This window comes from Caldimonas mangrovi (genome assembly GCF_023721835.1).
Lineage (GTDB): Bacteria > Pseudomonadota > Gammaproteobacteria > Burkholderiales > Burkholderiaceae_C > Caldimonas > Caldimonas mangrovi.
This window is the reverse complement of sequence record NZ_JAMKFE010000006.1, coordinates 1-26,538: the sequence shown is the minus strand read 5'-3', so window position 1 is coordinate 26,538 and position 26,538 is coordinate 1. Positions and strand designations below refer to the sequence as shown.

At 68.8% G+C, this 26,538-nt stretch carries 28 protein-coding genes; 5 read left to right on the top strand and 23 right to left on the bottom strand.

The genetic code is table 11. The features are described from left to right. Nucleotides 1–19: 19 nt before the first annotated feature. A complete protein-coding gene (locus M8A51_RS11415) occupies nucleotides 20–1,297 on the bottom strand; it encodes an ROK family transcriptional regulator (RefSeq protein ID WP_251778510.1) in 1,278 nt (425 codons plus the stop codon). A 166-nt stretch (nucleotides 1,298–1,463) separates the two neighbouring features. Here M8A51_RS11415 and M8A51_RS11410 point away from each other — a divergent pair, with 166 nt between their 5' ends. Beyond that, a complete protein-coding gene (locus M8A51_RS11410) occupies nucleotides 1,464–2,327 on the top strand; it encodes a ParB N-terminal domain-containing protein (protein ID WP_251778508.1) in 864 nt (287 codons plus the stop codon). Here M8A51_RS11410 and M8A51_RS11405 read toward each other — a convergent pair. From M8A51_RS11405 to M8A51_RS11375, 7 genes are read right to left on the bottom strand one after another with little or no spacing between them, the layout of a single operon-like run. Further along, entirely contained in the window at nucleotides 2,316–3,560 is a 1,245-nt protein-coding gene (locus M8A51_RS11405; RefSeq protein WP_251778506.1) for an MFS transporter, read from the bottom strand. The genes M8A51_RS11410 and M8A51_RS11405 overlap by 12 nt on opposite strands. After that, a complete protein-coding gene (gene arsC / locus M8A51_RS11400) occupies nucleotides 3,557–4,009 on the bottom strand; it encodes an arsenate reductase (glutaredoxin) (protein ID WP_251778504.1) in 453 nt (150 codons plus the stop codon). The genes M8A51_RS11405 and arsC overlap by 4 nt, the downstream gene beginning before the upstream one ends. After that, the gene (gene arsB / locus M8A51_RS11395) at nucleotides 4,006–5,088 is read right to left on the bottom strand and encodes an ACR3 family arsenite efflux transporter (protein ID WP_251778502.1); all 1,083 of its coding nucleotides are present in this window, start codon (nucleotides 5,086–5,088) and stop codon (nucleotides 4,006–4,008) included. The genes arsC and arsB overlap by 4 nt, the downstream gene beginning before the upstream one ends. Before the next feature lie 6 nt (nucleotides 5,089–5,094). Continuing rightward, nucleotides 5,095–5,589 carry an arsenate reductase ArsC gene (locus M8A51_RS11390; RefSeq protein ID WP_251778500.1) on the bottom strand — a complete coding sequence of 165 codons (495 nt, stop codon included), beginning with the start codon at nucleotides 5,587–5,589 and terminating at the stop codon, nucleotides 5,095–5,097. A 10-nt stretch (nucleotides 5,590–5,599) separates the two neighbouring features. Continuing rightward, a complete protein-coding gene (locus M8A51_RS11385) occupies nucleotides 5,600–6,094 on the bottom strand; it encodes an arsenate reductase ArsC (protein WP_368408542.1) in 495 nt (164 codons plus the stop codon). Between the two features lie 10 nt (nucleotides 6,095–6,104). Continuing rightward, on the bottom strand, nucleotides 6,105–6,590 hold the full coding sequence (locus tag M8A51_RS11380; protein ID WP_251778498.1) for an ArsI/CadI family heavy metal resistance metalloenzyme: 486 nt from the start codon (nucleotides 6,588–6,590) through the stop codon (nucleotides 6,105–6,107). A 14-nt stretch (nucleotides 6,591–6,604) separates the two neighbouring features. Further along, nucleotides 6,605–6,922 (bottom strand): ArsR/SmtB family transcription factor, encoded by a 318-nt coding sequence (locus tag M8A51_RS11375; protein ID WP_251778496.1) that lies wholly within the window; start codon nucleotides 6,920–6,922, stop codon nucleotides 6,605–6,607. Between the two features lie 81 nt (nucleotides 6,923–7,003). Between M8A51_RS11375 and M8A51_RS11370 the strand changes: the two genes are divergently transcribed. Next, on the top strand, nucleotides 7,004–8,332 hold the full coding sequence (locus M8A51_RS11370; RefSeq protein ID WP_251778494.1) for a hypothetical protein: 1,329 nt from the start codon (nucleotides 7,004–7,006) through the stop codon (nucleotides 8,330–8,332). Here M8A51_RS11370 and M8A51_RS11365 read toward each other — a convergent pair. Beyond that, nucleotides 8,329–8,925 carry a 3-keto-disaccharide hydrolase gene (locus M8A51_RS11365; protein WP_251778492.1) on the bottom strand — a complete coding sequence of 199 codons (597 nt, stop codon included), beginning with the start codon at nucleotides 8,923–8,925 and terminating at the stop codon, nucleotides 8,329–8,331. The genes M8A51_RS11370 and M8A51_RS11365 overlap by 4 nt on opposite strands. 131 nt (nucleotides 8,926–9,056) lie before the next feature. Here M8A51_RS11365 and M8A51_RS11360 point away from each other — a divergent pair, with 131 nt between their 5' ends. Continuing rightward, nucleotides 9,057–9,389 (top strand): hypothetical protein, encoded by a 333-nt coding sequence (locus M8A51_RS11360; RefSeq protein ID WP_251778490.1) that lies wholly within the window; start codon nucleotides 9,057–9,059, stop codon nucleotides 9,387–9,389. Nucleotides 9,390–9,444: 55 nt separating this feature from the next. On the opposite strand, the gene M8A51_RS11355 is transcribed toward M8A51_RS11360, so the two are convergent. The 3 genes from M8A51_RS11355 to M8A51_RS11345 form a co-directional block, all read right to left on the bottom strand. Further along, complete coding sequence (locus M8A51_RS11355) at nucleotides 9,445–10,026, bottom strand: BON domain-containing protein (RefSeq protein ID WP_251778488.1); 582 nt, start codon at nucleotides 10,024–10,026, stop codon at nucleotides 9,445–9,447. A gap of 63 nt (nucleotides 10,027–10,089) precedes the next feature. Further along, nucleotides 10,090–10,749, bottom strand: a complete 660-nt coding sequence (locus M8A51_RS11350; protein WP_251778486.1) for a dienelactone hydrolase family protein — start codon at nucleotides 10,747–10,749, stop codon at nucleotides 10,090–10,092. 332 nt (nucleotides 10,750–11,081) lie between these two features. After that, entirely contained in the window at nucleotides 11,082–12,023 is a 942-nt protein-coding gene (locus tag M8A51_RS11345; RefSeq protein ID WP_251778484.1) for a ketopantoate reductase family protein, read from the bottom strand. Nucleotides 12,024–12,184: 161 nt separating this feature from the next. Between M8A51_RS11345 and M8A51_RS11340 the strand changes: the two genes are divergently transcribed. Further along, on the top strand, nucleotides 12,185–12,667 hold the full coding sequence (locus tag M8A51_RS11340) for an SET domain-containing protein (protein WP_251778482.1): 483 nt from the start codon (nucleotides 12,185–12,187) through the stop codon (nucleotides 12,665–12,667). A gap of 5 nt (nucleotides 12,668–12,672) precedes the next feature. Here M8A51_RS11340 and M8A51_RS11335 read toward each other — a convergent pair whose 3' ends face one another. Then, nucleotides 12,673–13,959, bottom strand: coding sequence for a cytochrome c (locus M8A51_RS11335; RefSeq protein WP_251778480.1), 1,287 nt, complete (start codon nucleotides 13,957–13,959; stop codon nucleotides 12,673–12,675). After that, entirely contained in the window at nucleotides 13,956–14,681 is a 726-nt protein-coding gene (locus M8A51_RS11330) for a c-type cytochrome (RefSeq protein WP_251778478.1), read from the bottom strand. The genes M8A51_RS11335 and M8A51_RS11330 overlap by 4 nt, the downstream gene beginning before the upstream one ends. 412 nt (nucleotides 14,682–15,093) lie before the next feature. Between M8A51_RS11330 and M8A51_RS11325 the strand changes: the two genes are divergently transcribed. Then, complete coding sequence (locus M8A51_RS11325; RefSeq protein WP_251778476.1) at nucleotides 15,094–16,404, top strand: ABC transporter substrate-binding protein; 1,311 nt, start codon at nucleotides 15,094–15,096, stop codon at nucleotides 16,402–16,404. Nucleotides 16,405–16,425: 21 nt separating this feature from the next. Here the strand turns inward: M8A51_RS11325 and M8A51_RS11320 are convergent, their stop codons facing one another. The 9 genes from M8A51_RS11320 to M8A51_RS11280 form a co-directional block, all read right to left on the bottom strand. After that, nucleotides 16,426–17,346, bottom strand: a complete 921-nt coding sequence (locus M8A51_RS11320; RefSeq protein ID WP_251778474.1) for a helix-turn-helix domain-containing protein — start codon at nucleotides 17,344–17,346, stop codon at nucleotides 16,426–16,428. Between the two features lie 35 nt (nucleotides 17,347–17,381). Then, on the bottom strand, nucleotides 17,382–18,173 hold the full coding sequence (locus tag M8A51_RS11315; protein WP_251778472.1) for an L-iditol 2-dehydrogenase: 792 nt from the start codon (nucleotides 18,171–18,173) through the stop codon (nucleotides 17,382–17,384). Beyond that, nucleotides 18,166–19,545, bottom strand: a complete 1,380-nt coding sequence (dalD, locus tag M8A51_RS11310) for a D-arabinitol 4-dehydrogenase (protein WP_251778863.1) — start codon at nucleotides 19,543–19,545, stop codon at nucleotides 18,166–18,168. Before dalD ends, M8A51_RS11315 begins: the two co-directional genes overlap by 8 nt. A 68-nt stretch (nucleotides 19,546–19,613) precedes the next feature. Continuing rightward, nucleotides 19,614–20,651, bottom strand: a complete 1,038-nt coding sequence (locus M8A51_RS11305; RefSeq protein ID WP_251778470.1) for an ABC transporter ATP-binding protein — start codon at nucleotides 20,649–20,651, stop codon at nucleotides 19,614–19,616. A gap of 26 nt (nucleotides 20,652–20,677) precedes the next feature. Further along, nucleotides 20,678–21,502, bottom strand: a complete 825-nt coding sequence (locus tag M8A51_RS11300) for a carbohydrate ABC transporter permease (protein ID WP_251778468.1) — start codon at nucleotides 21,500–21,502, stop codon at nucleotides 20,678–20,680. A 7-nt stretch (nucleotides 21,503–21,509) separates the two neighbouring features. Next, nucleotides 21,510–22,310 (bottom strand): carbohydrate ABC transporter permease, encoded by an 801-nt coding sequence (locus M8A51_RS11295; protein ID WP_251778862.1) that lies wholly within the window; start codon nucleotides 22,308–22,310, stop codon nucleotides 21,510–21,512. Between the two features lie 140 nt (nucleotides 22,311–22,450). Then, complete coding sequence (locus M8A51_RS11290) at nucleotides 22,451–23,755, bottom strand: ABC transporter substrate-binding protein (protein WP_251778466.1); 1,305 nt, start codon at nucleotides 23,753–23,755, stop codon at nucleotides 22,451–22,453. 322 nt (nucleotides 23,756–24,077) lie between these two features. Continuing rightward, complete coding sequence (locus M8A51_RS11285; protein WP_251778465.1) at nucleotides 24,078–25,007, bottom strand: porin; 930 nt, start codon at nucleotides 25,005–25,007, stop codon at nucleotides 24,078–24,080. 255 nt (nucleotides 25,008–25,262) lie between these two features. After that, a complete protein-coding gene (locus M8A51_RS11280; protein ID WP_251778861.1) occupies nucleotides 25,263–26,534 on the bottom strand; it encodes an ABC transporter substrate-binding protein in 1,272 nt (423 codons plus the stop codon). Nucleotides 26,535–26,538 lie beyond the last annotated feature (4 nt).

Below are 26,538 nucleotides of genomic sequence, written 5' to 3'. Positions count from 1 at the left end.
ACGGGCCGACGGCGTTTCATCAGAAATCGGGCCGTCTCCCGTTGCTTTCCCTGTCGAAACCATGGCGGGCGACCGACTCGATGATCTCGGCCGATTCGTCCACGCGCTGCAGCACCAGCGAGGCGGCCCCCCGCGCCCATACTTCGTCGCCCTGGTGGTCGATGACCAACGGCACCTTGCCGCGGTGAGGCAGCGCCATGGCCTGCTCCATCGCCACGCGCAGGCCGGGCAGGAACAGGTCGGACGCCAGCGGCGGGCCGCCGCTCAGGATCACGAGCTGCGGCGACATCAGGTTCACGACGTTGCCGATCCACTGCCCGAGCAGGCGGCCCTGCTTCTCGAAGATCGCGTGCGCCCCGGCATGCCCTTCATGGGCCAGTTGCGCGAGCCGGAAATAGGCGCGTTCGGGCGCCGCGCTGGAATGGTCGTCCATCGCGATCAGCCCGGCCTCCTGCCCGGCCGCGGCCACGGCGTAGTGCGCGACGTAGGCTTCCAGGCAGCCTTGCTTGCCGCAGCGGCAGGCGCGGCCTTGCGCTTCGATCTGCAAGTGCCCCAGTTCAGCCGCCAGGCCCGAGTGGCCGCGGTACAGCTCACCGTTGACCACCAGCCCGAGACCGAGGCCGTGCTCGAGCGTCACCACCGCGACATGAGACGCCCGCCCCGAGCGCCCGTACCATTGGTCGGCCAGCGCCAGCATGTTGGCGTCGTTCTCGATGAAGACCGGCACATCGAGGCGCGACGAGAGCGCGTCGTCGAGCGGCGGCGCGTCGGCGCCGGTGCCTTCGGGCGTCAGCACCGGCGACCACAGCACCCGCCCGTGCGGGGAATCGACGAAGCCTGGCACCGCCACGCCGACGCCCGCCAGGCGGCTGCGTTCCAGCCCCGGCACATCCTCGAGGCAGCGCTGTACGGCAGCGGCCAGCGCGTCCAGCAACGCTGCCGGCGACACCGGCGTGCTCCATTCGACGTCTTCGCTGCTGCGCATGCGCCCGGCGAAGTCGGTCACGGTGATGGTGAAGTGGTCCATCGACAGCTTCACGCCGATCACCCAGGCGAAGCCGCCGTTGATTTCCAGTTCGCGCTCGCGACGCCCGCTGCCACTGGACGGCCGGGCCCCCGCTTCCTTCAGGGCGCCGCTTTCGAGCAGGCGGCGTGTCAGCGACGACACCGCCGGCTGGCTCAACCCGGTCGCTTCGGCGATCTCAGCCCGCGAGACCGGGCCGTCCGCCAGCCGCACGGTGTGCAGCACCTGGTACTGGTGCAGGTGGGAGATCTGCCGGGACTGCAGGCGCGCCATCGGGTGTCCAATTTGATTTCGCCATTTTATTTAGGTGTGATTTTTTAGCCTCCGGGTTTTCCTGGGGCCTGCCCGGCCCTGGGTGCCGCCAAGCAGGGGTCCGGGGGCGGGCTCGCCCTCGCGGCTGTCTACAATGCGGCCCCTTTTTGCACCCACAGCCCTTCCCATGGACATCGTCGTCAACGAAGACCTGCAAGCCTATATCGACCCGTTGACCGCCGAGGAGCACGAGGCGCTGGAGCGCAGCCTCCTGGCCGAAGGCTGTCGCGACGCGCTGGTGCTGTGGGGCAACGTGCTGGTCGACGGGCACAACCGCTACGGCATCTGCCGCAAGCACGGACTGCCGTTCCAGACGGTGCAGAACACGCGTTTCCAGTCGATCGAGGACGTGCACCTGTGGATGATCGACCAGCATCTCGGGCGGCGCAGCGTCTCGGACTTCCAGCGCGGCGTGCTGGCCTTGCGCAAACGCGAGATCGTCGCGAAGCGGCGCACCGAGACTCCTGCGGCGCCGCGAGAAGCCGCGCTGGCCTCGCCCGCCGAACTGCCGGCGGCCGGCGGTTCGCCGCCGCCCGAACGGCTCGACACCCGTGAAGCACTCGCGAAGGCCGCGCGCGTCAGCAGCAACCAGATCGTGATGATCGAGAAGATCCGGAAGCAGGCGGCCCCCGAAGTGGTGGCGGCGGTGAAGTCCGGCACCATCTCGATCAATGCCGCCGCCGCGGTGGCGACCCTGCCCGCCGAAGAGCAGGTGGCCGCGGCGGCCGCCGGCAAGGACGAGTTGAAGCAGGCGGCCAAGCGCGCGCGCGAGGCCAGGCGCAAGCCGCGCGGCGAGGCAGCGACCGCCTCGCAGGACACCGCGGAAGCGGCGGCCGACTCGCACGACACGCTGGAAACGCTGCGTCAACGCGTCTCGATCTTGACGGCCGAGAATCGGGCCTTGCGCGAACAGGTGGCCACGCTGCAGCAACAGCTGCAGGCTCGCATGGGCGCCGTGCCCGAGTCGGAGGACGCGGCCTCACCGTTCTGAGCGCTCCCCCATCGTCCCGACCGTGATGGTGGGTCGCCCGGCGCGCGACGAGGTCAGGCTGAACAAGGCCGCCGAAGCGGTCGCGACGCCCGCAAGAAACAGCACCAGGCTGCCGGTGCCCGCAAACGCGAGCAGCACCAGGGCCGCCACGGTCGGGCCCGCCGCCTTGGCAATCAGCACGGGGGTCGCCATCGCCCCGTTGACGGCGCCGTAGACCTCACGGCCATACAGCTCGGCCGGCACCGAACCGCGCACGATGGTCATGATGCCGTTGCCCGCCCCATACAGGGCCGCGAACAGCAGCAGCCCGCCGATCTTCGCGTCGGCTGCGAACAGCAGGTACAGCGAGGCCGGCAACAGCCACATCGCGATGGCGCCCACTCGCGAGGCCGGCGCGCGCGCCAGGAAGGTGAACTCGAGGATGCGACCGAGCACCTGCATCGGCCCAATCAGCGCCCCCACCCACGCTGCCTGTGCGATCGACAGGCCCTGGCCCTGCAGTACCGGGATGAAATGCACCGACACCGCGGAGAACACCAGCGCGTTGCCGGTGAAGGCAGCGCACAGCCAATAGAAGGACGGGTCGCGCAGGATCGCGCCGAGTGCGCTGCGCTGCTCGGGCGCCGCCCCTTCAGGCGCGGCGGCGCGCCGGGTGTCGGCGGGCACGGCCCACACATGCAGCGGCACGCACACCAGCAGGTTGATCAGCGCCAGCGTCCACAGCGCCGCCTGCCAGCCGTGCCGATCCATCAGCACCTGCGTCAGCGGCCAGAACACCGTGCTGGCAAAGCCGCCGAACAGCGTGACGCCGGTGATGGCGCGGCGGTGCCCGTCGCGGAAAGAGCGCACCAGCACCGCAAAGGCAGGGTCGTACAGCGTGGCCGCCATGGCCACGCCGATGCCGGCCCACACCAGGTACAGGTGCAGCGGGGTTTGCACAAAGGCCAGCGCCGCCAGCAGCGCCGCAGCGGCGGCAGAGCCGCAGGTCATGACCCAGCGGCCGCCGTAGCGGTCGATCAGCGCGCCGACCGGCGACGACAGCAGCCCGCAGACCATCAGCGCCACCGAGAAGGCGCCGACCGTGACCGCCCTGCTGGCACCGATGTGCGCCCCCAACGGCTGCATCAGCAGCGAGAACGCGTAATACATCGAGCCCCACGACACCACCTGCGTGATGCCGAGCGCGACGACCAGCGGCCATTGCCGCCTGCTGGCGGCCGCCGTGGCGCTCACCGCAGGCGCCGTCCCTGCCGGTCGACGACCGCCTCGCCGTCTTCCTTGCTGAACGCGCCCTGCTGCGGCGCCGGCAGCAGGTCGAGCACCGCTTCGGACGGGCGGCACAGCCGGGTGCCGAGCGGCGTGACGACGATGGGCCGGTTGATCAGGAGCGGGTGCTGCAGCATCAGGTCGATCAACTCGTCGTCGGTCCACCTGGGGTCGTCCAGACCCAGTTCGTCGTACGGCGTGCCCTTGCGGCGCAGCACCTCGCGCACGGGCAGCTGCATCGCGTCGATCAGGCGCTTCAGCGTGTCGCGGTCGGGCGGAGTGAGGAGGTATTCGACGATGTGCGGCTCGAGGCCGGCGTTGCGGATCATCGCCAGCGTGTTGCGCGAGGTGCCGCACGCGGGGTTGTGATAGATCGTGACCTCCGGCGAGGCCGGGTCGGGAGATGAGGGTTTCATCGAGCGGCAGCTCCTGTTTCGTACCAATGCTGCGAGCGATTGACGACGCGCACGACGAGCAGCATCACCGGCACTTCGATCAGCACGCCGACCACGGTGGCGAGCGCCGCGCCGGAGTCGAAGCCGAACAGGCTGATCGCGGTGGCAACCGCCAGCTCGAAGAAATTGCTCGCGCCGATCAGTGCCGAGGGGCCGGCCACACAGTGTGCAACACCGAGCTTGCGGTTGAGCCAATAGGCCAGCCCCGAGTTGAAGAACACCTGGAACAGGATAGGCACCGCGAGCAGCGCGATCACCATCGGCTGGCGCAGGATGGCCTCGCCCTGGAAGGCGAACAGCAGCACCAGCGTCAGCAGCAATGCAACGATCGAGTAGGGCCCCAGCCGGCTGGCCACCGACTGGAAATGGCCGATGCCGCGCCGCAGCAGTTGCCGCCGCCACAGCTGTGCCAGCACTACCGGCACGACGATGTACAGCCCCACGGACGTGAGCAGCGTGTCCCACGGCACGACGATCGACGACAAGCCGAGCAGCAGCGCGACGATGGGCGCGAAGGCCACCACCATGATGGCGTCGTTCACCGCCACCTGCGACAGCGTGAAGTACGGGTCGCCCTTGCACAGCTGGCTCCAGACGAACACCATCGCGGTGCAGGGTGCAGCAGCCAACAGGATCAGGCCGGCGATGTAGCTGTCGAGCTGCTCGGCGGGCAACCACGGAGCGAACACGTGGCGGATGAAAACCCAGCCGAGCAGCGCCATCGAGAACGGCTTGACGGCCCAGTTGACGAACAGCGTGACGCCGATGCCGCGCCAGTGCGCCTTCACCTGCCCGAGGGCGGAGAAATCGATCTTCAGCAGCATCGGGATGATCATCACCCAGATCAGCACGCCGACCGGCACGTTGACCTGCGCCACCTCGAACGCCGCGACCGCCTGGAAGGCGCCGGGGAAAACCTGTCCGAGCGCGATGCCGACAACGATGCACAACGCCACCCACACGGTCAGGTAGCGCTCGAAGAAACCGATGGACGGGGCAGCCTGGGGCGCGACGTTGCGCGCGAGTGGGGAAGTGGTCATCTTGCGTCAGTTGTGGGCGATGGCATCGAGCGCGCGCTGCAACTCGGCGTCGGTCAGCGTGTCGAACGTCAGCTGGAGCAACTGCAGCATGCGGTAGCCGATGGCTTGGCGCGTCAGCTCGAAGGCCAGCCGCTTGCCGTCGTCGCCGCCCGACGCGTGGGACGGGTCGGCATAGCCCCAATGCACCTTCACCGGGCTGCCGGGCCAGTACGGGCAGTGCTCAGCGGCGGCGCTGTCGCACACGGTGACGACGATGCGCATCTGCGGTGCACCGTCTGCCGTGAACTCGTCCCAGCTCTTGCTGCGGTATCCCGCCGTGTCGATACCGGCCTGGTTCAGCGCCTCGACGGCGTAAGGATTCAAGCGGCCGCTCGGCGCGCTGCCGGCGCTGTAGGCTCGCACGTTCTTGTTCAGGCGCTGCGCCCAGTGATTCAGCATGCCCTCGCCGAGCACGCTGCGTGCGGAGTTGTGGGTGCACAGGATCAGGACGTTGGTGGTCATGCAAGTGGCCTCACTGGCGTCCGATCTGCTGCACCTCGCGCTGCAGCGACAGGCGGTCGAGCGTGTCGATGGGCAGCGCCAGCATCAGGTCGATGCGGCGCTTGAGCGTCACCGCTGTGTCGATGAAAACGCGCAGGCGCTGCTCGTCGGCGCCCTCCGCAGCGACCGGGTCGGGCACGCCCCACTGTGCGGTCATCGGCTGACCCGGCCACACCGGGCAGACCTCGCCGGCCGCCTTGTCGCAGACCGTGAAGACGAAGTCGAGGAGCGGTGCGTCGGCCGTGGCGAACTCGCCCCAGCTTTTGCTGCGCGCACCTTCGGCCGGCACCTTCAGGTGCTGCAGCGCGCGCAGGGCCAGCGGGTCGATGCTCCCCTTGGGCTGACTGCCGGCGGAATAACCGACGAAGCGGCGCCCGCCGGCATGGTTCAGCAAGGCCTCGGCCATGATGGAACGGGCCGAGTTGCCGGTGCAGACGAACAGCACGCGATAGGTCTTGTCGGACACGGCCACCTCGTCAGCAGCACGAAGACGAAGACGACTTCACGGCGATGCCCAGCGGCTTGCCACGCACCGTCGGCGCACCCGGTGCGCAGCAGGCGAACCCGCTGTCGGCAGGAGCCGCGGCTTCGCTGAAGACCGGCACATTGCCCAGCGTGTGGAAATGCTCCCACGCGATGCCCTGCGGGTCGGTGACCCAGTGCTTTTCGCTGCGCGCGTAGCAGCAGGTGGTCTGGCCCTCGTCGAGCAAGGCCATGTCGGCCGCCTGGGCGCGGGCCTTCAACTCGGCGAGTTCAGCGGGGTCGTCGGTCTGGATGCCGAGGTGGTCGATCCCCGATTGGCTCCCGCGCGTGGAGATCGCGAAATTCACCGGCGGATCCTGGAGCATCCACTTCGCATAGTCGCTCTCGGTGCGGGCCGGCTCGACGGCGAAGAGCTTCGAATAGAAGCCGATGCTCTGCTGCAGATCGTCGACGTGCAGGTGGACGTGGAATCGTTTCATGGCGTCAGGCTCCTTCAGCAATCGCAGGTGGGCGGCACCGCACACGGCTCGCCTTGGCAGCAGTGCGCAGTGAGGTAGGCGAGCAGGTCATTCATCTGCTCGTACGAGGCGCGGTAGATCAGGTAGCGGCCGTCGCGCTGCTGGCTGGCGAGGCCGGCAGTGGTCAGCTCCTTCAGGTGGAAGGACAGGCTGGTCGCTGGCACGTCCAGCTGCTCGCACAGTTGCCCGGGCGTCAGCCCCGATGGGCCGGCGACGACCAGGCTGCGGAAAATGCGCAGGCGCAGCGGCTGGGCCAGGGCAGCGAGAGCGCGGATGACTTCCGTTTCTTCCATATTACGAATATATTTGAACTATTGAATAGTTGCAAGGCCCTCACGCGGGCGTTGCACCCACGCTTTGCCCGAAGCCCTGACATGAACCCGACGCTCGCCCCTTCCCCTGCCGCCTGGCTCAACGGCGCCTGCCACTGCATCCGGCTCGATCGGGCTCGCCTGCGCGACAAGCTGGCCGAAGGCCCGCTGGGCGATGCCGTGCTGTCGGCGCTGGCGTCCCGTCCCGGCCTGTTCTCCGACACCGCGGTGTTCATCGATCATGCCGACGCATCGGCCATGGTCGATGCGGTGTCGGACATCGATCGGGTGATGCGCAGCGTGCCGTTTCAGCAGGGGGTGCTGGACGCTGCGCCCGAACTTGCCCGGCACGCACGTGCCAGCCTCGGCGGCATCCTCGGATTCGACTTTCACCTGTCGGCCGAAGGCCCGCGGCTCATCGAGATCAACACCAACGCCGGCGGCATGCTGCTGAACCTGGAGCTGGGTCGTGCCCAGGCCGGTTGCTGCAGCGAAGCCGACCGCCAGTTGCCACCGCTGGCGCCCGAGCAGGGGCTCGCGTGGCGGGTGATCGAGACCTTCCGCCACGAATGGCGTCTCGACCGCGGCGACGCGCCGCTGCGCACGGTGGCCATCGTCGACGACGACCCGCAACAGCAATACCTGTATCCGGAGCTCCTGCTGTTCCAGCAGCGCTTCCAGTGGATGGGGTGGTCCGCGGCGATCGTCGATCCGTCCGGGCTGACGTTTCGCGATGGCGTTCTATGGCACCAGGACACGCGCATCGATCTCGTCTACAACCGGTTGACCGACTTCTACCTCGACGAGCCGCGCCATGCGGCGCTGCGTGCGGCCTACGAGGCGCATGCCGTCGTGCTGACACCCCACCCCGGCGCGCACGCCCTGTGCGCCGACAAGCGCAACCTCGCGATGCTGCGCGACGGCAACCTGTTGGCGGCGTGCGGCCTCGGCGACGACGCAGCGCGCCGCCTGCAGTCGATGATTCCGGCCACCGAACGGGTCGTGCCTCAACTGGCCGACGCGCTATGGCAGCGCCGCAGGCAGCTGTTCTTCAAGCCCGCCTGCGGTTACGCCGGCAAGGCGGCCTACCGCGGCGACAAGCTGACGCGCGGCCGCTTCGCCGAGATGCTGGCCCACCCCTACGTCGCCCAGGCGCTGGTACCCCCTTCCGCCAGAACGGTGTGGCTCGATGGCGCGCCCGCCTCGCTGAAGGCCGACGTGCGCTGCTACGCCTATGAAGGACGCGTGATGCTGATGGCGGCGCGACTGTACCAGGGGCAGACCACCAATTTCCGCACCCCGGGGGGCGGCTTCGCTCCGGTGCTGAGGGTGCCGCCCGCGTTGCACCCCGCGGTACAGCCCCAAGCCGCAGGCGCCTGTTGCAGCGGCTAGCCGCGCTCAATGCGCAAGTGTCTGAAGCGAACCGCATCGCCGTGGTGTTGCAGCACCACATGTCCCTCGCGCTCTTGCGCAAACGTCGGGAAATCCTTGAACTTGCTGCAGGCGATGCGCTCGCGCAGCTCCGGATCCGAGAGATCGCACGCCAGCACGCAGTGCGGGCCCAGCCAATGCTCGACACGCCAGCCGCTCACGACGATGCGGCCGGCAATGAACCGGTCGGCCGCGATGACATCGACCGGCCGCGGCGCCAGCAACCCGTACAGCGCACCGCAGCGGGTGGTCGGTTCGCGCCCGTCGGGATGGCGTGCGTCGTCGAGCAACTGCATTTCGGGGCCGCTCTGCCAAGCGGCTCCGGCCGTTTCTCGCACCCGGTACAACACGCCTGAATTGCCACCGGCCGGCAGCGCCCATTCGAACTCGAACGTGAAGTCGCCATAGCAGGCACGCGACACCAGGTCGACCCGCGGTGCCTCGGGGACGGCCTCGAACACGCCTTCGTGTACGCACCAGCTGGTAGCGGGGAAGGCCTCGGCGCCAAAGCCGTGCCAATGATCGTGCAGGCCCAGATCCTGGCGAGCGCTCAAAGCCGCTCCTCGCGTCGGGCGCGATCGCATGCCCCTTTTGCAAGTAGCACGCCCGTTGCCGGGCAGCGCCGCGCCCGGCACGATATTGGCCCGCATCTCGAGTGCTGCATGTTGCGACGGGAGCCGCACGAATGAACGTCGATACCGAGGTCTATGCCCGCATATCCGAGATCGAGGGAATGGTCGAGGTGGCACGCGCTGCGTGCGACGAGCCGGGCATTCCGCCTCCTGTGGCCGACGGCGTGCAACGGCTGACCGAATGCGCGCACCGCCTGCGCTCGGTCCACCTGCTGGGCGGCGGCAATGCACAGTTGAGCCGCACCCTGGACGAACTGGAACGGATCAGCCGCGACGCGCTGGAACTGGCCGGGAACGACCCGCTGGCGCAGCATGCGATGGCGGCCACGCTCGAGGACGCGCACGCCGAGATCCGCGATCTGCACCGGCAGGTGCACGGCGCATGAGTGCCGCCCAGGCATGCCGTGCCCAGGGTGTCGAAGGAGCGCCGGCACGGCCGGCTCAGGGCAGGTCGTAGGGGCGGCCCGGCCTGCGGGCAGCCGCGAGCAACGCGACAGCGGCCACCGGTGCCGCCAGAGCCACCAGCGGCAGTGCCGCGCCCCTGGCACTGCTGCCGCGCGGCGCGCGGCCGCTGCCCTGCAACTGCGAGATGCCTTGCGCCGACGCATGCGCCGACAGCTGGTTGTCGATGCCGCGCACGCCCCGCATCCCCGATACCGTCGTCAGCAGGTCGTCGAGTTCCTGCGCCAGGAGATCGCCGCGCAGACACACCTGCCCGCCGACGACATCCACCTGCACCGCTCGCGGATGGCTGATGGTGCGGCCCAGACGGGAACGAATGCGCTCGCGCAACTGGGCATCGCTGCTCGGCGCCGACGAACCGGCGATCTGCGCCCACGCGCCCTTGAGCCGGTCGCCCGCGCGCCGGCCCTTGGCCTGTGCAAAGTCACCGGCATCGTGCGAGACCGAGACCAAGCGGTCCCGCGCGACGGCCCTGCGGCGGCGGCCCATCTGCGGGTCGAGGTAATACATCGCGGCGGCACCCGCAGCGAGTGCGGCAAGGGTCGAAAACAGATCTCTCATGAGGTTCTCCTTCCTGGGCCTGTCAGTGACAGTGATCGACGCTGGCGCCCGTCGACGCCAGGCCTATTCGTCGCGTCGCGCCGACGCCGCCGGCACGAAGCGCTCGAACCAGGCCGCGGCCAGCCGCACCACCGCGTCCAGCGTCCCGGCCTCCTCGAACAGATGCCCTGCGCCCTCGACGATCGACAGCTCCTTCTCGCACCGCAGCTGGTCGTAGGCCTGCCGGTTCAGCGGGATCACGGGCGCGTCGAGGCGGCCCACGATCAGCAGTGTCGGCGCCCGCACCTTGGACAGTGCCGGGCCGGCCAGGTCAGGCCGCCCGCCGCGCGACACGACCGCGGCAGCGCCGTTCTCGCCGTGAGCCGCCGCGACGAGGGCCGCCGCAGCCCCGGTGCTGGCACCGAAGTAGGCGACAGCCAGCGGTGCCGTGCGCTCGTCGGTGCGCGCCCATCTCGTCGCGCTGCCGAGCCGTGCCGCCAGCAAGGTGATGTCGAACACGTTCTCGCGCCGACGCTCCTCGTCGGGCGTCAGCAGGTCGAGCAGCAAGGTCGCAAAATGCGCGCGCTGCAGCTCGGCGGCCACATGCCGGTTGCGCGGGCTCATGCGGCCGCTGCCGCTGCCGTGGGCGAAGGCCACCAGGCCACGCGCGCCTTCCGGCACGGCCAGCACCCCGGCCAGACCTTCGGGCGGGATCAGCACTTCTTCCTGCAACTGGCGCCCCACCCGCTCACTCCCGCCGCGCGGGCGCGGCCGCCGAGAACGCAGGCCGAAAATCGGCCTCATGGGCCGCCGGCACGCCACCGTGCGGCAGCGCCAGCACGGCCGGCTGGACCTGCTGGCGTGCGGTCCATGCGCCCGTCGGACGCTCGCCGGTGCCGTGGCGGCCGGCCCGGCCCCCTTCACGCTTGAACAGAGTAGACGGCGCCTGCATGCATGGACAACGGCAACACCTGTGCCCAGTCCGCAAAGGTGGCCCGGCCCCGGGCCAGGTGCGAAGGGCGGTAGGGGCTACACCGCGGTGTAAAAAGTCCTCGCCCGCCGCCGCGGCGGCACGCTCACGCTGACGCCTGCTTGCCTTCGATCAGCTTCACCAGCGTGTACAGCACGCGGTTGGCCGGCGTCGGCACGCCGAGCGCCTCGCCGCGTCGTACCACCAGGCCGTTCAAATGGTCGATTTCGGTGCGTTTGCCGCGCGCCAGGTCTTGCGCGGTCGACGAGTATTGCGCCGGCATGGTCTCGGCGATACGGCGCACCGCCACGGCAACCTCGCCGGGCACCTGCACGCCGTCGGCACGGGCCACGGCGAGGCATTCGGCCACCACGTCGTGCATCACCGCCTCGACGCCATCGCCCTGCACCAGACGGCCATACGGCAGCTGCGAAACCGCCGACAGCGCGTTGTAGGCGCAGTTGAGGACCAGCTTGGCCCACAGCGAGCCGCGCACGTTGTCCGAAATCTCGGTCGGCACACCGGCGCCGGCCAGCATCTGCGCGACCGCCGCACCGGTGCTGGACGGCTCGATCACCAGTTCGCCGCGACCGTGATGCCTGACATGCCCGGGACCGGCCATCTCGGTGGCGACGTAGACGACCGCGGCGGCCACTTCCTGCGTGACCACCGCGCGCAAGCGGTCGGCGTTGTCGACACCGTTCTGCAGGCTGAGCAGCAAGGCGTCAGGGGCGAGGCTGCGCTTCATCTGCTCACCCGCGGCTTCGGTGTCGGTGGACTTCACGCAGAACAGCACCAGGTGCGCACCTTGCACGGCGCTCGCCTCGGTACTTGCCGCCAGCCGCACGCGTTCGTCGAAGGCACGTGTCTCCAGGCGCAGGCCCTCGCGCTCGATCGCCTGCACGTGCTCGGGCCGGCCGATCAGCACCACCTCGTGACCGGCGCGCGCGAGCATGCCGCCGTAGTAGCAGCCGACGGCGCCGGCGCCCATCACGGCGATCTTCCAGCGGCGGCCGTCGCGCGGCCCTGGGGGTGACGGTGTTTGCATGCCTGCCTCGTGCGGGAAAGTCGGTCCGCCGCGATGGTAAGGCCGGCGCTGCGCGGTTGCAGCGCACTGCCCCGGCATGGTGCCCGAAACTTTGTAGGGATACCTGCGCCACGCCTGCGAGGCGCAGCGAGAATGCGCGCCTTTCCCCCACCGCATCCTCGATGACGACGCAAGCATTCCAGGCCGAACCGGCGACCGCTCCGGCCACCCTGCTCCACCACGTTCAAGTGCGCAACAGCCCGGTGCACGGCCTCGGTGTCTTCGCGCTGCGCCCCCTGCCCGCCGGCCGCGTGATCGGCACCTACGAAGGGCGGCGCTACTCGGAAGCCGAGGCGAAATCACGCCGCTGGAACCAGTCGCTGACCTACGTCTTCGGCCTGTCCGACGGCTCGCTGATCGACGGCTCCGAAGGCGGCAACGCGACGCAGCACATCAATCACTCCTGTGCACCGAACTGCGCGGCCTACGAGGTCGACGGCGACGACGGCGTCCCGGTGATCTGCATCGAGACGCTGCACGATATCGAGCCCGGCGAGGAGCTGTTCCTCGACTATTCGCTCGACGCCGAGGCGCCGGAACCGTCGGCGTTCGTGTGCTGCTGCGGAGCCGCCGAGTGCCGCGGCTCGATGCTCGCGGCGGCTTGAGCGCCTCAATTCGCCGCGCCGCGCCGGTTCCGGTAGACGTCGAAGTGCGACACCGGTTCGGCGTCGTTGCCCCAGGCCCCGCGCACGTAGGTGACGACCGCGGCCACGTCGGCGTCGTTCAACACCTGGCTGAACGGCGGCATGCCGTAGGGCCGCGGGTTGCCCGTCGTCGCTGGCGGGTACCCACCACTGAGCACCACGCGGATCAGGTTGGCGGGCACGGCCATCGTCACCGCGCGGTTGCCGGCCAGCCGCGGGTAGGCACCGGCGGCGCCTTCGCCCGACTCGCCATGGCACTGCGCGCAGTGCTGCTCGTAGAGCTTGCCGCCGCGTGACATCTGCTCCCGGTCGCGCACGATGGGCTCGTCGCGCGGCTCGGGTGGCGGCGCCTGCGGCAGGTCTTTCAGGAACACGGCCATCGCCTGCGCGTCGGCGTCGCTCAGATGCTGCGTGCTGCGAAACACCACTTCGGCCATCGGCCCCATCACCGACGCCTGCGGCGAGACGCCGGTCTTCAACAGCTGTGCGACGTGGGCGGCGTCCCAGGCCGCGACGCTCGCTTCCTGCGCGGCCGCGAGCGACGGTGCATACCAGTTCTGCATCGGAATCAGCCCGCCGCCGAGTTCCAGCCCACCGCCGATCGCACCGAACAGGTTGCGTGCACCGTGGCAGGCCGTGCAGTGGCCGAGGCCTCGCACCAGATAGGCCCCACGGTTCCAGGCAGCCGTTTTGCCGGGCTGCGGCTCGAACTCGCCGGGCGAGAAGAACAAGGCCCGCCAGACGGCCAGCGACGCCTGCAGGTTGTACGGGAAGCGCAGCGCATGCGGCCGGTTTTCCTGGGCCACCGGCGGCAGGCTCAGCAAGAAGGCGAACAGCGCGTCGGCGTCCTCGCGGGTGACCTGCGTGTAGTTGGGGTACGGAAAAGCCGGGTACAACAGGCGCCCGTCGCGCGAGCGCCCGTTGTGCAGCGCGCGCCAGAAGTGGTCGGGCGTCCAGCGGCCCAGGCCGGTGTCGGCGTCCGGCGTCAGGTTGCTGGCATAGAGGGTGCCGAACGGCGTGTCGATGCCGCGCCCGCCAGCGTATTCGGCACCGCCGCGCGCGGTGTGGCAGGCGACGCAGTTGCCGGCGCTTGCCAGATAGCGGCCGCGTTCGATCTGCGCCGGCGTCGGCGCGAAACGCTGGTGCTCGCGCACCGGCGACTCGTCGCGCTGGTTGAGCGCCCAGACAGCCGCCGCAGCCAGCACGCACACCGCCAGCACGCCGATCAGTGCATGGCGCCAGCGCCGCTTCATCGCGCCGCCTCCTCGGTGGACACGCCACCGCAAGGCATCGGCAACCGGCCCGGCAGAGCGCCGGCCGGCTTGGCACCTGCACGCACCGGCTGCGACGACAGCCACGTCGAGACCGAGGCGATCTCGTCGGGCGTCAGCGCCGCGGCGATCTTCGCCATGCAATCCGGTGCGGCGGCGCGGCGCTGCCCGGTCTTCCAAGCGCCCAACTGGCCGTTGAGGTAGTCGCGCGGCAGGCCGAGCAGGCCGGGGACCGCCGGGCTCACGCCCATCAGCGCCTCGCCGTGACACTGGACACACGCCGGCAGCCGGCGCGCCGGGTCTCCGCGCAACACCAGCGCTTCGCCGCGTGCGAGCACCTCGGGTGCGGCGGCCACGGTTTGCGGCGGCGGATAGGGAAGGTCCAGCGCAGAAAAGTACTGCGCGATCTCCATCAGGTAGTCGTCGCTCAGGTGCTCGACCAGGTAGGTCATCAGCGCGTAATGGCGCCGGCCCTCGCGGAAATTGAGCAGTTGCTGGTAGAGGTAGCCGGCGGGCTTGCCGGCGATGCGCGGGAAATAGCCTTCGTTGGTGGCCCGGCCTTCCTTGCCGTGGCACACGGTGCAGGCACGCACCCGCTCGGCGATGGTGTCGGGCACCCGGGCCCCGGCAGGTTGTGCAGCGGCTGCGCCGGCGCCGCTCAGCAGCGCGGCCGCCAGCCCCAGGAGAAGTGAAGCGCGAGGCATGCAGCGACGATACCAGCGTGGCGGCCCGCACACGCGCTTGTCCCTGCTGCCCTGCGTCGTCCGGCGCCGACACCCTGCCGTCCGGGGGGCCGACATCGTCCGGCGCGTGCCCGTGGCAGCCTGTCGCCATCCTCAAGGAGAACCCTCCATGTTCATGCGCAAACTTCTCGTCTTCGCGATCACCTCCGGCCTGGCCGGCAAGCTGTGGCGCGCCTACCGCGGCAGCCCTCGACGCGCCGCGCCGCCGCGTCGACGCTGACGGCGCTCCCCCCGGGTGCCCCCTTCGGTGGAACCCCGCGGCTTCATCGCAATAGAAGGTGGAACTTGGCTGCAGCGCGTATCACTGCAACAGCCGGCACCGGCGTAACTTCGTCTCCCCGTAGTACCTCTCGAGAAAGAGGAGGAGACAGGCATGAAGCTCCACCCCTGGGCGCTGGGCGCCGCGCTGCTGGTCCCGCCGGGCGCGGGTGCCGTCGAACTTTCGATCGCCACGGTCGACAACGGCCACATGATCCGGATGCAGGCGTTGACGCCGCACTTCGAGAAAGCAAACCCGGGCATCCGGGTGAAGTGGGTCACGCTGAGCGAAGGCGACCTGCGCGAGCAGGTCAGCGCCGACATCGCCGGCAAGGGCGGCCGGTACGACGTCGTCACCATCGGCATGTACGAAGTGCCGATCTGGGCGCGCAAGGGCTGGTTGCGCCCGTTCCAACCCGACGACCGATACGACGCCGGGGACCTGCTGCCGGCGATGCGCAAGGGCTTGTCGCTGGACGGCAAGCTCTACGCCGCCCCCTTCTACGGCGAAAGCTCGATGCTGATGTACCGCCGCGACCTGCTGCACAAGGCCGGCGCCGCGCTGTCCTACCAGCCGACCTGGGACGAGGTGAAAAAGGTGGCGGCCAAGCTGCACGACCCGGCTGCCGGCGTCTACGGCATCTGCCTGCGCGGCAAGCCGGGCTGGGGCGACAACATGGCGCTGCTGACGACGATGGTGAACACCTTCGGCGGGCAGTGGTTCGACATGTCGTGGCGCCCTCGCATCGACAGCGAACCGTGGAAGCGCGCCATCGGTTTCTACGTCGACCTGCTGAAGAACTACGGCCCACCGCAGCCGGCACACCACAGCTTCAACGAGAACCTCGCGCTGTTCAACGCCGGCAAATGCGGCATGTGGATCGACGCCACCATTGCTGCGTCGTTCGTCAGCGATCCGAAGCAGAGCAAGGTGGCCGACAAGGTGGCGTTCGCGCAGGCGCCCACGGCCGTGACGCCCAAGGGTGCGAGCTGGCTGTGGGCCTGGTCCCTGGCCATACCGGCCGGCACCACCCGGGCGGACGCGGCGCAACGCTTCGTCAACTGGGCCACGTCGCGCGAATACATCGAACTCGTCGCGCGCACCGATGGCTGGGCGCGCATCCCGACCGGCACGCGCACCTCGACCTACAAGCGCCCCGAGTTCCTGCAGGCAGCCGGCTTCGCCTTCCACGAAGCGATGGCGATCGCCTTCACCGACCCCGGCAACAGCACGCTGCCGAAGTCCCCCTACGTCGGCGTGCAGTTCGCGTCGATCCCGGAGTTCCAGGCCATCGGCAACGAGACCGGCCGGCGCATCGGCGCGGCACTGGAGGGGCAGATGTCGGTCGACGAGGCGCTCTCGGCGGCGCAGAAGATGGCCGAGGCCGAAATGCGGCAGGCCGGCGGCCAAGCCGCTGCGAAGTGAGGTGCGGCCGGCCGACGCGCGTCAGGCCGGCTGGCCGAAGCGTGCTTCGGCCTGGCGCCTGAACTCTTTCGGCGTCACCCCTTTGATCTGCAGGAAGCGGCGGTTGAAGTTGGCGACGTTGTTGAAGCCGACGTCGTAGCACACGTTGGTGATGTAGCGGTCGGTCTCCATCAGCAGCTGGCAGGCCTTGTTGATGCGCAGCCGGTTGACGAAGTCGGTGAAGGTGTTGCCGGTGGCGCGGCTGAAGAAGCGCGAGAACTGGCTGGGCGTCATGCCGACGCGCGCGCTGACCTCGGGCAGCGACAGCGGCTCGGTGCAGTGCTCGGTGATGTAGTCGACGATGCTGCTGATGCGCGCGAGCGTCGAGTCGTCCTCGGTGCTCTGCAGCTGCACGGTCGACAGCAGGCGGTAGTCGGTGCAGCTCGCCAGTTCGCCGAGCAGCTCGAGGAAGCGACCCAGCCGCTTCACGCCGTGGCTTTCCTTGATGCGCTGGAAACGCTCGCGCACCTGCTGGCTCATGCCGAAGAACTCGACGCCGTAGCGGGCGCGCTCGAACATCGGCAGCACGTCGCGCAGCTCGGGCAGCGTGTCGGTGGCGTCGCGGATCGGCGCGTCGGGGAACTGCAGCACCACGTCGCGCAGCGGCACGCCTTCCGCGGGCGTGTCGGTGGAGATCCAGTTGTGCGGCAGGCGTGGGCCGGTCAGCACCAGGTGGCCGGGCTCGAAATGCCCGATGTAGTCACCGACGAACACCTTGCCGCGCGTCGCGACGATGAGGTGCAGCTCGTACTCCTCATGGTAGTGCCAGCGCACCAGCTGGTTCGGAAACCCGTGTTCGAGGCAGCGCACGCTGCCGAAGCTGCCCTGCGGCTCATAGCCGAGCTGGGGGTTGCGTGCCAGCTCGTGTTCGAGCTCGGGGGCGCGAGGACGATGAAGGTTCATGTGCCCGCTCCTGCCGGTCCTTGATGTCGTTCGGTTCAGCTCATCACACTACCGCCATCGACGTTCAATGTCTGTGCGGTAATGTACGAAGCCTCGTCGCTCGCGAGAAACACCGCCGCGCCGGCCATGTCGGCCGGCCGGCCCATGTAGCCGAGCGGCACGGCCTTGCCAACCGCCACCTTCTTCTCGCCCGGCGCCAGCCGTTCGTAGCGCGCGAACAGCGCATCGACCTGGTCCCACATCGGCGTGTCGACCACGCCCGGCGCGATGCCGTTGACGCGGATGCCGTAGGGCGCCATCGCCAGCGCCGCCGACTGCGTGTAGCTGATCACCGCCGCCTTGCTGGCGCAATAGTGCGACACCAGCGCCTCGCCGCGGCGCCCGGCCTGCGAGGCCAGGTTGATCACGCTGCCCTTGAGGTCGGCCTCGATCATCTGCCGCAGCACGGCCTGCATCACGAAGAACATGCCCTTGACGTTGACGTCGAACAGCCGCTCGTACATGCGCTCGTCGGACTCCAGCAGCGGCGCCATGTCGAAGATGGCGGCGTTGTTGAAGAGCACCGCGACCGGCCCGAAACGCCCGCGTGCAGCGGCCATCATCGCGTCGATCGACTCGCCGAGCGAGACGTTGGCACTCACATAGTGCAGTTGTGCCGGGTAGCGCTCGATCAGGCCGGCGATCGCCGGGTGTGGCTCGCTCGGCAGGTCGGCCGCGGTGCACCGGGCGCCCTCGCGCAGATAGGCCTCCAGCACCGCCAGGCCGATGCCTCCTGCGGCGCCGGTGATCAGCGCGTGACGGTCCTTCAATCTCTGGCTGTCAGCCATGCAATGCTCCTGCAAATGTCGTGTGCACTTCGTCGAACGCGCCACGCACCGCTGCGGTCAGTCGGGCATCGCCCGCCAGTTCGTGCCACAGCACCGGGTCGGCGCACAGCGCCGCGACCGGGTCGGCGCTCGCGCAGATGGCGCGGGCCGCCGCCGGGTCCATGCCCTGGTCCTGGTAGGCATAGGGCAGCTCGTCCCGGTGCCAGCGCTGCAGGAAGGCGAGAAACAGCGCCGGCAGCCGCGCGACGCCCGCGATCGGCTGCCCGGCCGCCAGGCGCTCGCGCACGGTGGGCGCGATGAACCCCGGGATCTTGGAGTAGCCGTCCATCGCGACGCGCTGGTTGGTGTCGCGGATCGCAGCGTTGCCGAAGCGCGCCAGCACGGTGTCGCGGTACGCCGCGAGGTCGATCGGGCTGGGACTCTCGGGGGAGTGCAGGCACGGGATCACGTCGTCGGTCACGTAGTCCATCGCCATGCGGCGGATCGCCGGCACGCTCAGGCCCTCATGGATGAAGTGACAGCCCGCCAGCGTGCCGGCCCATGCGATGCAGCTGTGCGTGCCGTTGAGGATGCGGATCTTGGCCTCTTCGTAAGGCTGCACCGACGCCACCATCTGGACGCCCACCGTCTCCCAGGCCGGGCGGCCGGCACAGAAGTCGTCCTCGATCACCCACTGGATGAAGCTTTCGCCCATCACCGGCACCGCGTCGTGCCGGCCGGTGACCAGCCGCACCCGCTCGGCAACGTCGGGCGACGGCCGCGGCGTGATGCGGTCGACCATGCCGTTCGGGCAGGTGGTGTGCGCCGCCACCCAGTCGAGCAGCCCGGGCTCGTCGCGCCGCTCCAGGAATTCGAGCAGGCCGGCGCGGAAACGCTCGCCGTTGTGGCGCAGGTTGTCGCAGTTCAGCAGGCTCACCGGGCCGGCGTCGCGGCGCATGCGCTCGCGCAGGATCGCCGCCACCCCGCCGTAGACGGTCTGCTGCGTGCGCCCGTCGAGGTCAGACGCAAGTTCGGCGTTGGACAGGTCGAGCCGGTTCCGCCCGTCGAGGTAGTAGCCGCCCTCGGTCACCGTGAACGAGATGATGCGGGTGCGCGGGTCGGCACCGACGTCGATCAGCCCGGCCAGCGACGGCTCGTAGGGCAGCACGTGGCGGATCGACGTGATCCATTCATAGTCGCGGGTGCCGTCGGGGGTGACGGTCTCCAGCGTGTAGCGACCGCCTTGCCCCGCCAGCGCGGTCAGCGTGTCGGCCATGTCGGGGCGCAGGTTGCCGCCTGCCAGCACCCAGCGTTCGTCGCCGCTGGCGATGAGCCGGTGCAGGTAGACCGCCTGGTGCGCGCGGTGAAAGGAGCCCAGCCCCAGGTGCAGCATCACGAGCCGGTCGGGCAAGAGCGAAATGGCGGTGTTGGAAGATGACATCGCGCAAGCAGGTGTAGGGGTCACACGGCCGGGCGCAGCGCGCGGCCGTCCCGGTCGAAGAAATGCAGCGCCGAGGCGTCGATGTCCACGCCGATCTCGTCGCCGGGGCGCAGCTGCGTGCGCTCGCTCTGGCGTGCAATCAGCTGCACGCCACCGGCTTCGGCGTGGATCAAGGTGTCGGCGCCGAGTGCCTCGACCAGCTCGACGCGGGCCTGCAGCCGGCCGGCGCCGCGCGGGCGCACGAACACGGCTTCGGGCCGCACGCCGACAGAACCGCCGGGCGGCACCCGCGATCCACCGTCGGTGCCGAACTGCGGCACGGCCTCGGCCGCCAGCAGGTTCATCTGCGGCGTGCCGATGAACTGGGCGACGAACTGGTTGGCCGGCCGGTCGTACAGCTCCAGCGGCGAGCCGACCTGCTCGATGGCGCCGTCGCGCAGCACCACGACGCGGTCGGCCAGCGTCATCGCCTCGACCTGGTCGTGCGTCACATAGATGGTGGTGGCGCCCAGCTCGCGGTGCAGCTTGGCGATTTCGACGCGCGTCTGCCCGCGCAGCGCGGCGTCGAGGTTGGACAGCGGCTCGTCGAACAGGAACACTTTCGGCGAGCGCACGATGGCGCGGCCGATCGCGACGCGCTGGCGCTGCCCGCCCGACAGCTCGCGCGGGGTGCGGTGCAGGTAGCGCTCGAGATTCAGTGTCTTGGCGGCGTGCTCGACCTTGTCCTTGATGGTGGCCTTGTCGACCCCGGCGAGCTTCAGTGCGAACGACATGTTGTCGAACACGCTCATGTGCGGGTACAGCGCATATGACTGGAACACCATCGCCAGGTCGCGTTTGGCCGATGGCAGCCGCGTGATGTCGCGCCCGTCGAGGTGCAGGCTGCCGCCGTCGATGTGCTCCAGACCGGCGATCAGGCGCAGCAGCGTCGACTTGCCGCAACCCGAGGGTCCGACGAACACGATGAACTCGCCGGGCTCGATGGACAGGTCCACGCCCTTGATCGCGCGGTGCGGGCCGAAGAACTTCTCGACGCCGCGCAGTTGAAGGAAAGCCATGTTGATGTCTCCGTATACGAGGCGCGTCACTTCACGGCGCCGAAGGTCAAACCCTGCACCAGCTGCTTCTGGCTGAACCAGCCGAACACGACGATGGGCGCGATCGCCAGCACCGAGGCGGCGGACAACTTGGCCCAGAACAGGCCTTCGGGGCTGGAGTACGACGCGATCAGCGCGGCCAGCGTGCCGGCTTGTGCCGACGTGAGGTTGAGCGACCAGAACGCCTCGTTCCAGGCCAGCACCAGGCACAACAGCCCGGTGGACGCAAAGCCGCCGACCGACAGCGGCAGCACGACGTGGCGGAACTCGTGCCACACATTGGCACCGTCCATGCGCGCGGCTTCGAGGATGTCGTTGGGGATGTCCTTGAAGCACGAGTACAGCATCCACACCATGATGGGCAGGTTGGACAGCGTGAAGACGATGGTCAGGCCGGTCAGCGTGTCGAGCAGGCCGCTCCACTGCGACAGCACGTAGATCGGCACCAGTGCGCCGACCGCCGGCATCATCTTGGTCGACAGCATCCACATCAGCAGGTCCTTGGTGTGCCGGGTGCGGAAGAAGGCCATCGAATACGCCGCGGGCGCGGCGATCAGCAGCCCCAGCAGCGTCGACACCACGCTGGTGATCAGCGAGTTGCGTGCATACAGCGCGTAGTCGCTGCGCAGGTTCACCTCGGCAAAGCTCTCCAGCGTGGGCGTGAAGAAGAGCTCCGGCGGGATGGAGATGGCCTGCATCTCGGTCTTGAACGCGGTCAGCAGCATCCACAGCAGCGGAAAGAACAGCAGCAGCGTGGCGCTCCAGGCCGCGATGGTGCGCGCGATCAGGGTGATAGGTGGGGTGTGGGTCATGCGGGCCTCACCGGTCCAGGTTTTTGCCGACCATGCGGATCAGGAAGACGGCTGCGATGTTGGCCAGCACCACCGCGAACAGTGCACCGGCCGACGCCACGCCGACGTCGAAGTTCATCAGCGCCTGCGTGAAGATCAGGAAGGCGACGTTGGTGCTCGCGTATCCCGGGCCGCCGCTGGTCGTCGTGTAGATCTCGGCGAACACGCTCATCAGGAAGATCATCTCGATCATCACGACCACCGCCATCGGCCGCCCCAGGTGCGGCAGCACCAGGTACCAGAAGCGCTGCAGCGCGTTGGCGCCGTCCATGCGGGCCGCTTCCATCTGTTCGCGGTCGAGCGACTGCAGCGAGGTGATGAAGATCAGGCAGGCGAACGGCAACCACTGCCACGAGATCATCACGATGATCGAGAACAGCGGCAGGTCGGTGAGCCAGTCCACCGGCTCCAACCCGAAGAAGCGGGCCACCTGCGCCAGCACGCCGTAGATCGGGTTCATCATCATGTGCTTCCACAGCAGTGCATTGACCGTGGGCATCACGAAGAAGGGCGAGATCAGCAGCACGCGCACGATGCCGCGGCCGGGGAACGGCTCGTTGACCAGCAGCGCGAGCGCCACGCCCAGCACCAGCGTGATCACGATCACCGAGCCGAGCAGCGCGATGGTGTTGAATACCGCCGAGCCGAAGGCAGGGTCGGTGACGAAGTATTCGAAGTTCTCGAGCCCGACGAAGGGTTTGTCGCCGGGGTTCAGCAGGTTGTAGCGGACGGTGGAGAAATACACCGTCATCAGCAGCGGCACCAGCATCCACAGCAGCAGCGTGACGACGGCCGGCGACAACAGCAGGCGAGGCAGCAGGCGGCTGGCGCCGGAGGCCGGGCGGCGGGAGGGCGCGGCGCCCTCCGCTTCGGCCGCTGGCGTCACCGGTGTGGCGGTGACGATGGTGCTCATTTGTAGTAGCCCGCCTTCTTCATTTCACGCTCGGCCACGGTCTGCGAGGCGGCGAGCGCCTTGTCCACGGTGGTCTTGCCCGACAGCGCCGCGGCCATCTGCTGACCCACCGCCACGCCGATCGCCTGGAACTCCGGGATCGCCGCAAACTGCACGCCCACATACGGCGACTTCGGCTTCGTGCTGTCGTTCGGGTTGGCCGAGAAGATCGCCTTGCGCTCGGCTTCCGCGAACACCGCCGCCTTCAAGAACTCGGGGTTGGTGTACGTCGAGCGCCGCGTGCCGGTCGGCACCCGCGCCCAGCCCGACTCCTTGGCCACCAGCTGGATGTACTCGCGCGACGTCGCCCAGCGCACGAACTTCTGCGCCTCGTCCACCTTCTTCGAGCTCGCCGGAATCGCCAGCGCCCACGCCCACAGCCAGTTCGCCCCCTTGGGCGTCACCGCCACCGGCGCCTGCGCGAACGCCACCTTGTCGGCCACCTTGCTCTGCTTCGGGTCGCTCACGAACGACGCCGCGATCGTCGCGTCCACCCACATGCCGCACTTGCCTTCGTTGAACAGCGCCAGGTTCTCGTTGAAGCTGTTGGCCGACGCCCCCGGCGGGCCGTACTTCTTCATCAGGTCGACATAGAACGTGATCGCGTCCTTCCACGGCTGCGTGGTCAGCTGCGGCTTCCACTCCATGTCGAACCACTGCCCGCCGAAGGTGTTCACCATCGTCGTCAGCAGCGCCATGTTGTCGCCCCAGCCCGGCTTGCCGCGCAGGCACATGCCGTACACCCCCGCCTTCGGGTCGTGCACCTTGGCCGCCACCTCGCGCACCTGCTCCCACGTCGGCTGGTCCGGCATGCTCAGGCCTGCCTTGGCCACCAGGTCCTTGCGGTACATCAGCATCGAGCTCTCGCCGTAGAACGGCGCCGCATACAGCGTGTTGTTCACCGACAGCCCCGCCGCAATCGGCGGCAGCAGGTCTTCCGGCGCGTAGTTCACGTCCGGCTTGATCGGCACCAGCCAGCCGCGCTTGCCCCAGATCGGCGTCTCGTACATGCCGATCGTCATGATGTCGAACTGCCCGCCCTTGGTGGCAATGTCCGTCGTCACACGCTGCCGCAGCACCCCCTCCTCCAGCGTCACCCACTTCACCGTCGTGCCCGGGTTCGCCGCCTCGAAATGCTTCGTCAGCTTCTGCATCTCGATCATGTGGCCGTTGTTCACTGTCGCCACCACCAGCTCGCCCGCCTGCGCCCATCCGCTCAGGCCCAGGCCCAGCGCCAACGCAGTCATTGATTTGCGTTTCATGCGTGTCTCCTCTGTTTGGAACGGCATCCGATCACGTTGTCGGTAGGCATAAAGATATCTGTCACCCCCCGGGACCGCCGATATCGATCGCGCACAGACCGGTACTTTTTTGCCGGGTTCGGCTAGGAATTCCCCGGATACGGGCAATCCTGGTACATGTGGATACCGGCGTCCGGCGCAACCCCTGCGCTCGCACGCACCCATGGTTCAGGCCTGGGCGGGCGGCCGGCGGCGCGCCGGTGAACCAAAAAAAAGGCCGCGGATGCGACCTCTTCAAGCCGCCCGGCCCCGGCCGGGCGGTTCGCTCTCCCCTCTCGCCCGATCAGAAGTTGTGCCGGATGCCGGCATCGAAGCGGTTCACGCGCTTGCTGCCATCGGTCTTCTCCACGCCGAGGTCGGTGTACAGCACCGTGCGCTTGCTCATGTCATACCAATAGCCGACACCCAGGTTTTTCGTCTTCACGTCGTCGCCCGCGGTGTCGATCTTGTCGTGGTTGAACTTCGCGCGCAGCGAGCCCGGGCCCATCGGCACGATGGCACCGAGGTCGAAGGTGCTGCGTTCGACGTCGCTGTGGTCGCCGTCGTTGTGAGCCACTGCCAGCAGGGCCTTCGCAACGCCGAAGTCGTAGGTGCCGCCCAGCGCCCACGCCTGGTCGCGGTTGGCACGGCGCGCGAAGGACACGGCAGCGGTCAAGGGGCCGGCGGCGTACTTCAGCACGCCGCTGAGGCCGGTCTTCAGCCCCGGGGCGCCCTCGGACAGCGAAGCCCCCACCGCCGCGCTGAAGCCGTTGAAGTCGGGCGTGCCATAGACGATGCCGTTGTTGTACTTGTCGTCGGCGCCAGCCTTGCGCTCGCCGCGGCCGCCCACGGTATCACCGCCGAAAGCGTCCGGGTCCGGGGCCGCACCGAACGGCCCGCCCTGGCGGCCGAGCTTGATCTCGCCGAAGCCGCCGCGCAGCCCGACGACGGAAATCTCGTCCCAGAACGGCGTGTTGGCCACGCCGGTGCTTGCGTCGAAGCGGTGCTCGATGTGGAAGAAGGCCGACAGCCCGCCGCCCAGGTCTTCCACGCCCTTCAAGCCGAACGCATTGAACGAGCCGGCGACGATGTGGTGCTTGGCGCCACCCGGGCGGCCGCTGTCGTAGCGGTAGCCCTGGTCGACACGGCCGTAGAGCTGCACGTCCTGTGCACCGGCAGCGGCGGCAAAACCGGCCAGCAGCGTGGCGACGGCAGTGGAAACGATGGTCTTCATGAGAGTCTCTCCGATGTGGTGGTGTATGCACTTCGACGGTTTTTCTGTGTGAGGGCTTCCCCCGTCGCTTGGGAAAGGCCGACCCGCACGCACGAGCGCACCCACCGGCGACGCCATCGGCGGCCGTGAGAACAGTCGTGTGTTGGGGAACGGGCCCGGCGGCAAGTGCCGGCCGCCGGACAGAGGCTTGGATCGCGCGAATGCGCGGTTGAACAGCGTGGCTGGGACGGGCAGCGGCGAGCCGCCCTGCGCGGCTTACTTGTTGTAGTAGCCCGCCTTCTTCATTTCACGCTCGGCCACGGTCTGCGAGGCGGCGAGCGCCTTGTCCACGGTGGTCTTGCCCGACAGCGCCGCGGCCATCTGCTGACCCACCGCCACGCCGATCGCCTGGAACTCCGGGATCGCCGCAAACTGCACGCCCACATACGGCGACTTCGGCTTCGTGCTGTCGTTCGGGTTGGCCGAGAAGATCGCCTTGCGCTCGGCTTCCGCGAACACCGCCGCCTTCAAGAACTCGGGGTTGGTGTACGTCGAGCGCCGCGTGCCGGTCGGCACCCGCGCCCAGCCCGACTCCTTGGCCACCAGCTGGATGTACTCGCGCGACGTCGCCCAGCGCACGAACTTCTGCGCCTCGTCCACCTTCTTCGAGCTCGCCGGAATCGCCAGCGCCCACGCCCACAGCCAGTTCGCCCCCTTGGGCGTCACCGCCACCGGCGCCTGCGCGAACGCCACCTTGTCGGCCACCTTGCTCTGCTTCGGGTCGCTCACGAACGACGCCGCGATCGTCGCGTCCACCCACATGCCGCACTTGCCTTCGTTGAACAGCGCCAGGTTCTCGTTGAAGCTGTTGGCCGACGCCCCCGGCGGGCCGTACTTCTTCATCAGGTCGACATAGAACGTGATCGCGTCCTTCCACGGCTGCGTGGTCAGCTGCGGCTTCCACTCCATGTCGAACCACTGCCCGCCGAAGGTGTTCACCATCGTCGTCAGCAGCGCCATGTTGTCGCCCCAGCCCGGCTTGCCGCGCAGGCACATGCCGTACACCCCCGCCTTCGGGTCGTGCACCTTGGCCGCCACCTCGCGCACCTGCTCCCACGTCGGCTGGTCCGGCATGCTCAGGCCTGCCTTGGCCACCAGGTCCTTGCGGTACATCAGCATCGAGCTCTCGCCGTAGAACGGCGCCGCATACAGCGTGTTGTTCACCGACAGCCCCGCCGCAATCGGCGGCAGCAGGTCTTCCGGCGCGTAGTTCACGTCCGGCTTGATCGGCACCAGCCAGCCGCGCTTGCCCCAGATCGGCGTCTCGTACATGCCGATCGTCATGATGTCGAACTGCCCGCCCTTGGTGGCAATGTCCGTCGTCACACGCTGCCGCAGCACCCCCTCCTCCAGCGTCACCCACTTCACCGTCGTGCCCGGGTTCGCCGCCTCGAAATGCTTCGTCAGCTTCTGCATCTCGATCATGTGGCCGTTGTTCACTGTCGCCACCACCAGCTCGCCCGCCTGCGCCCATCCGCTCAGGCCCAGGCCC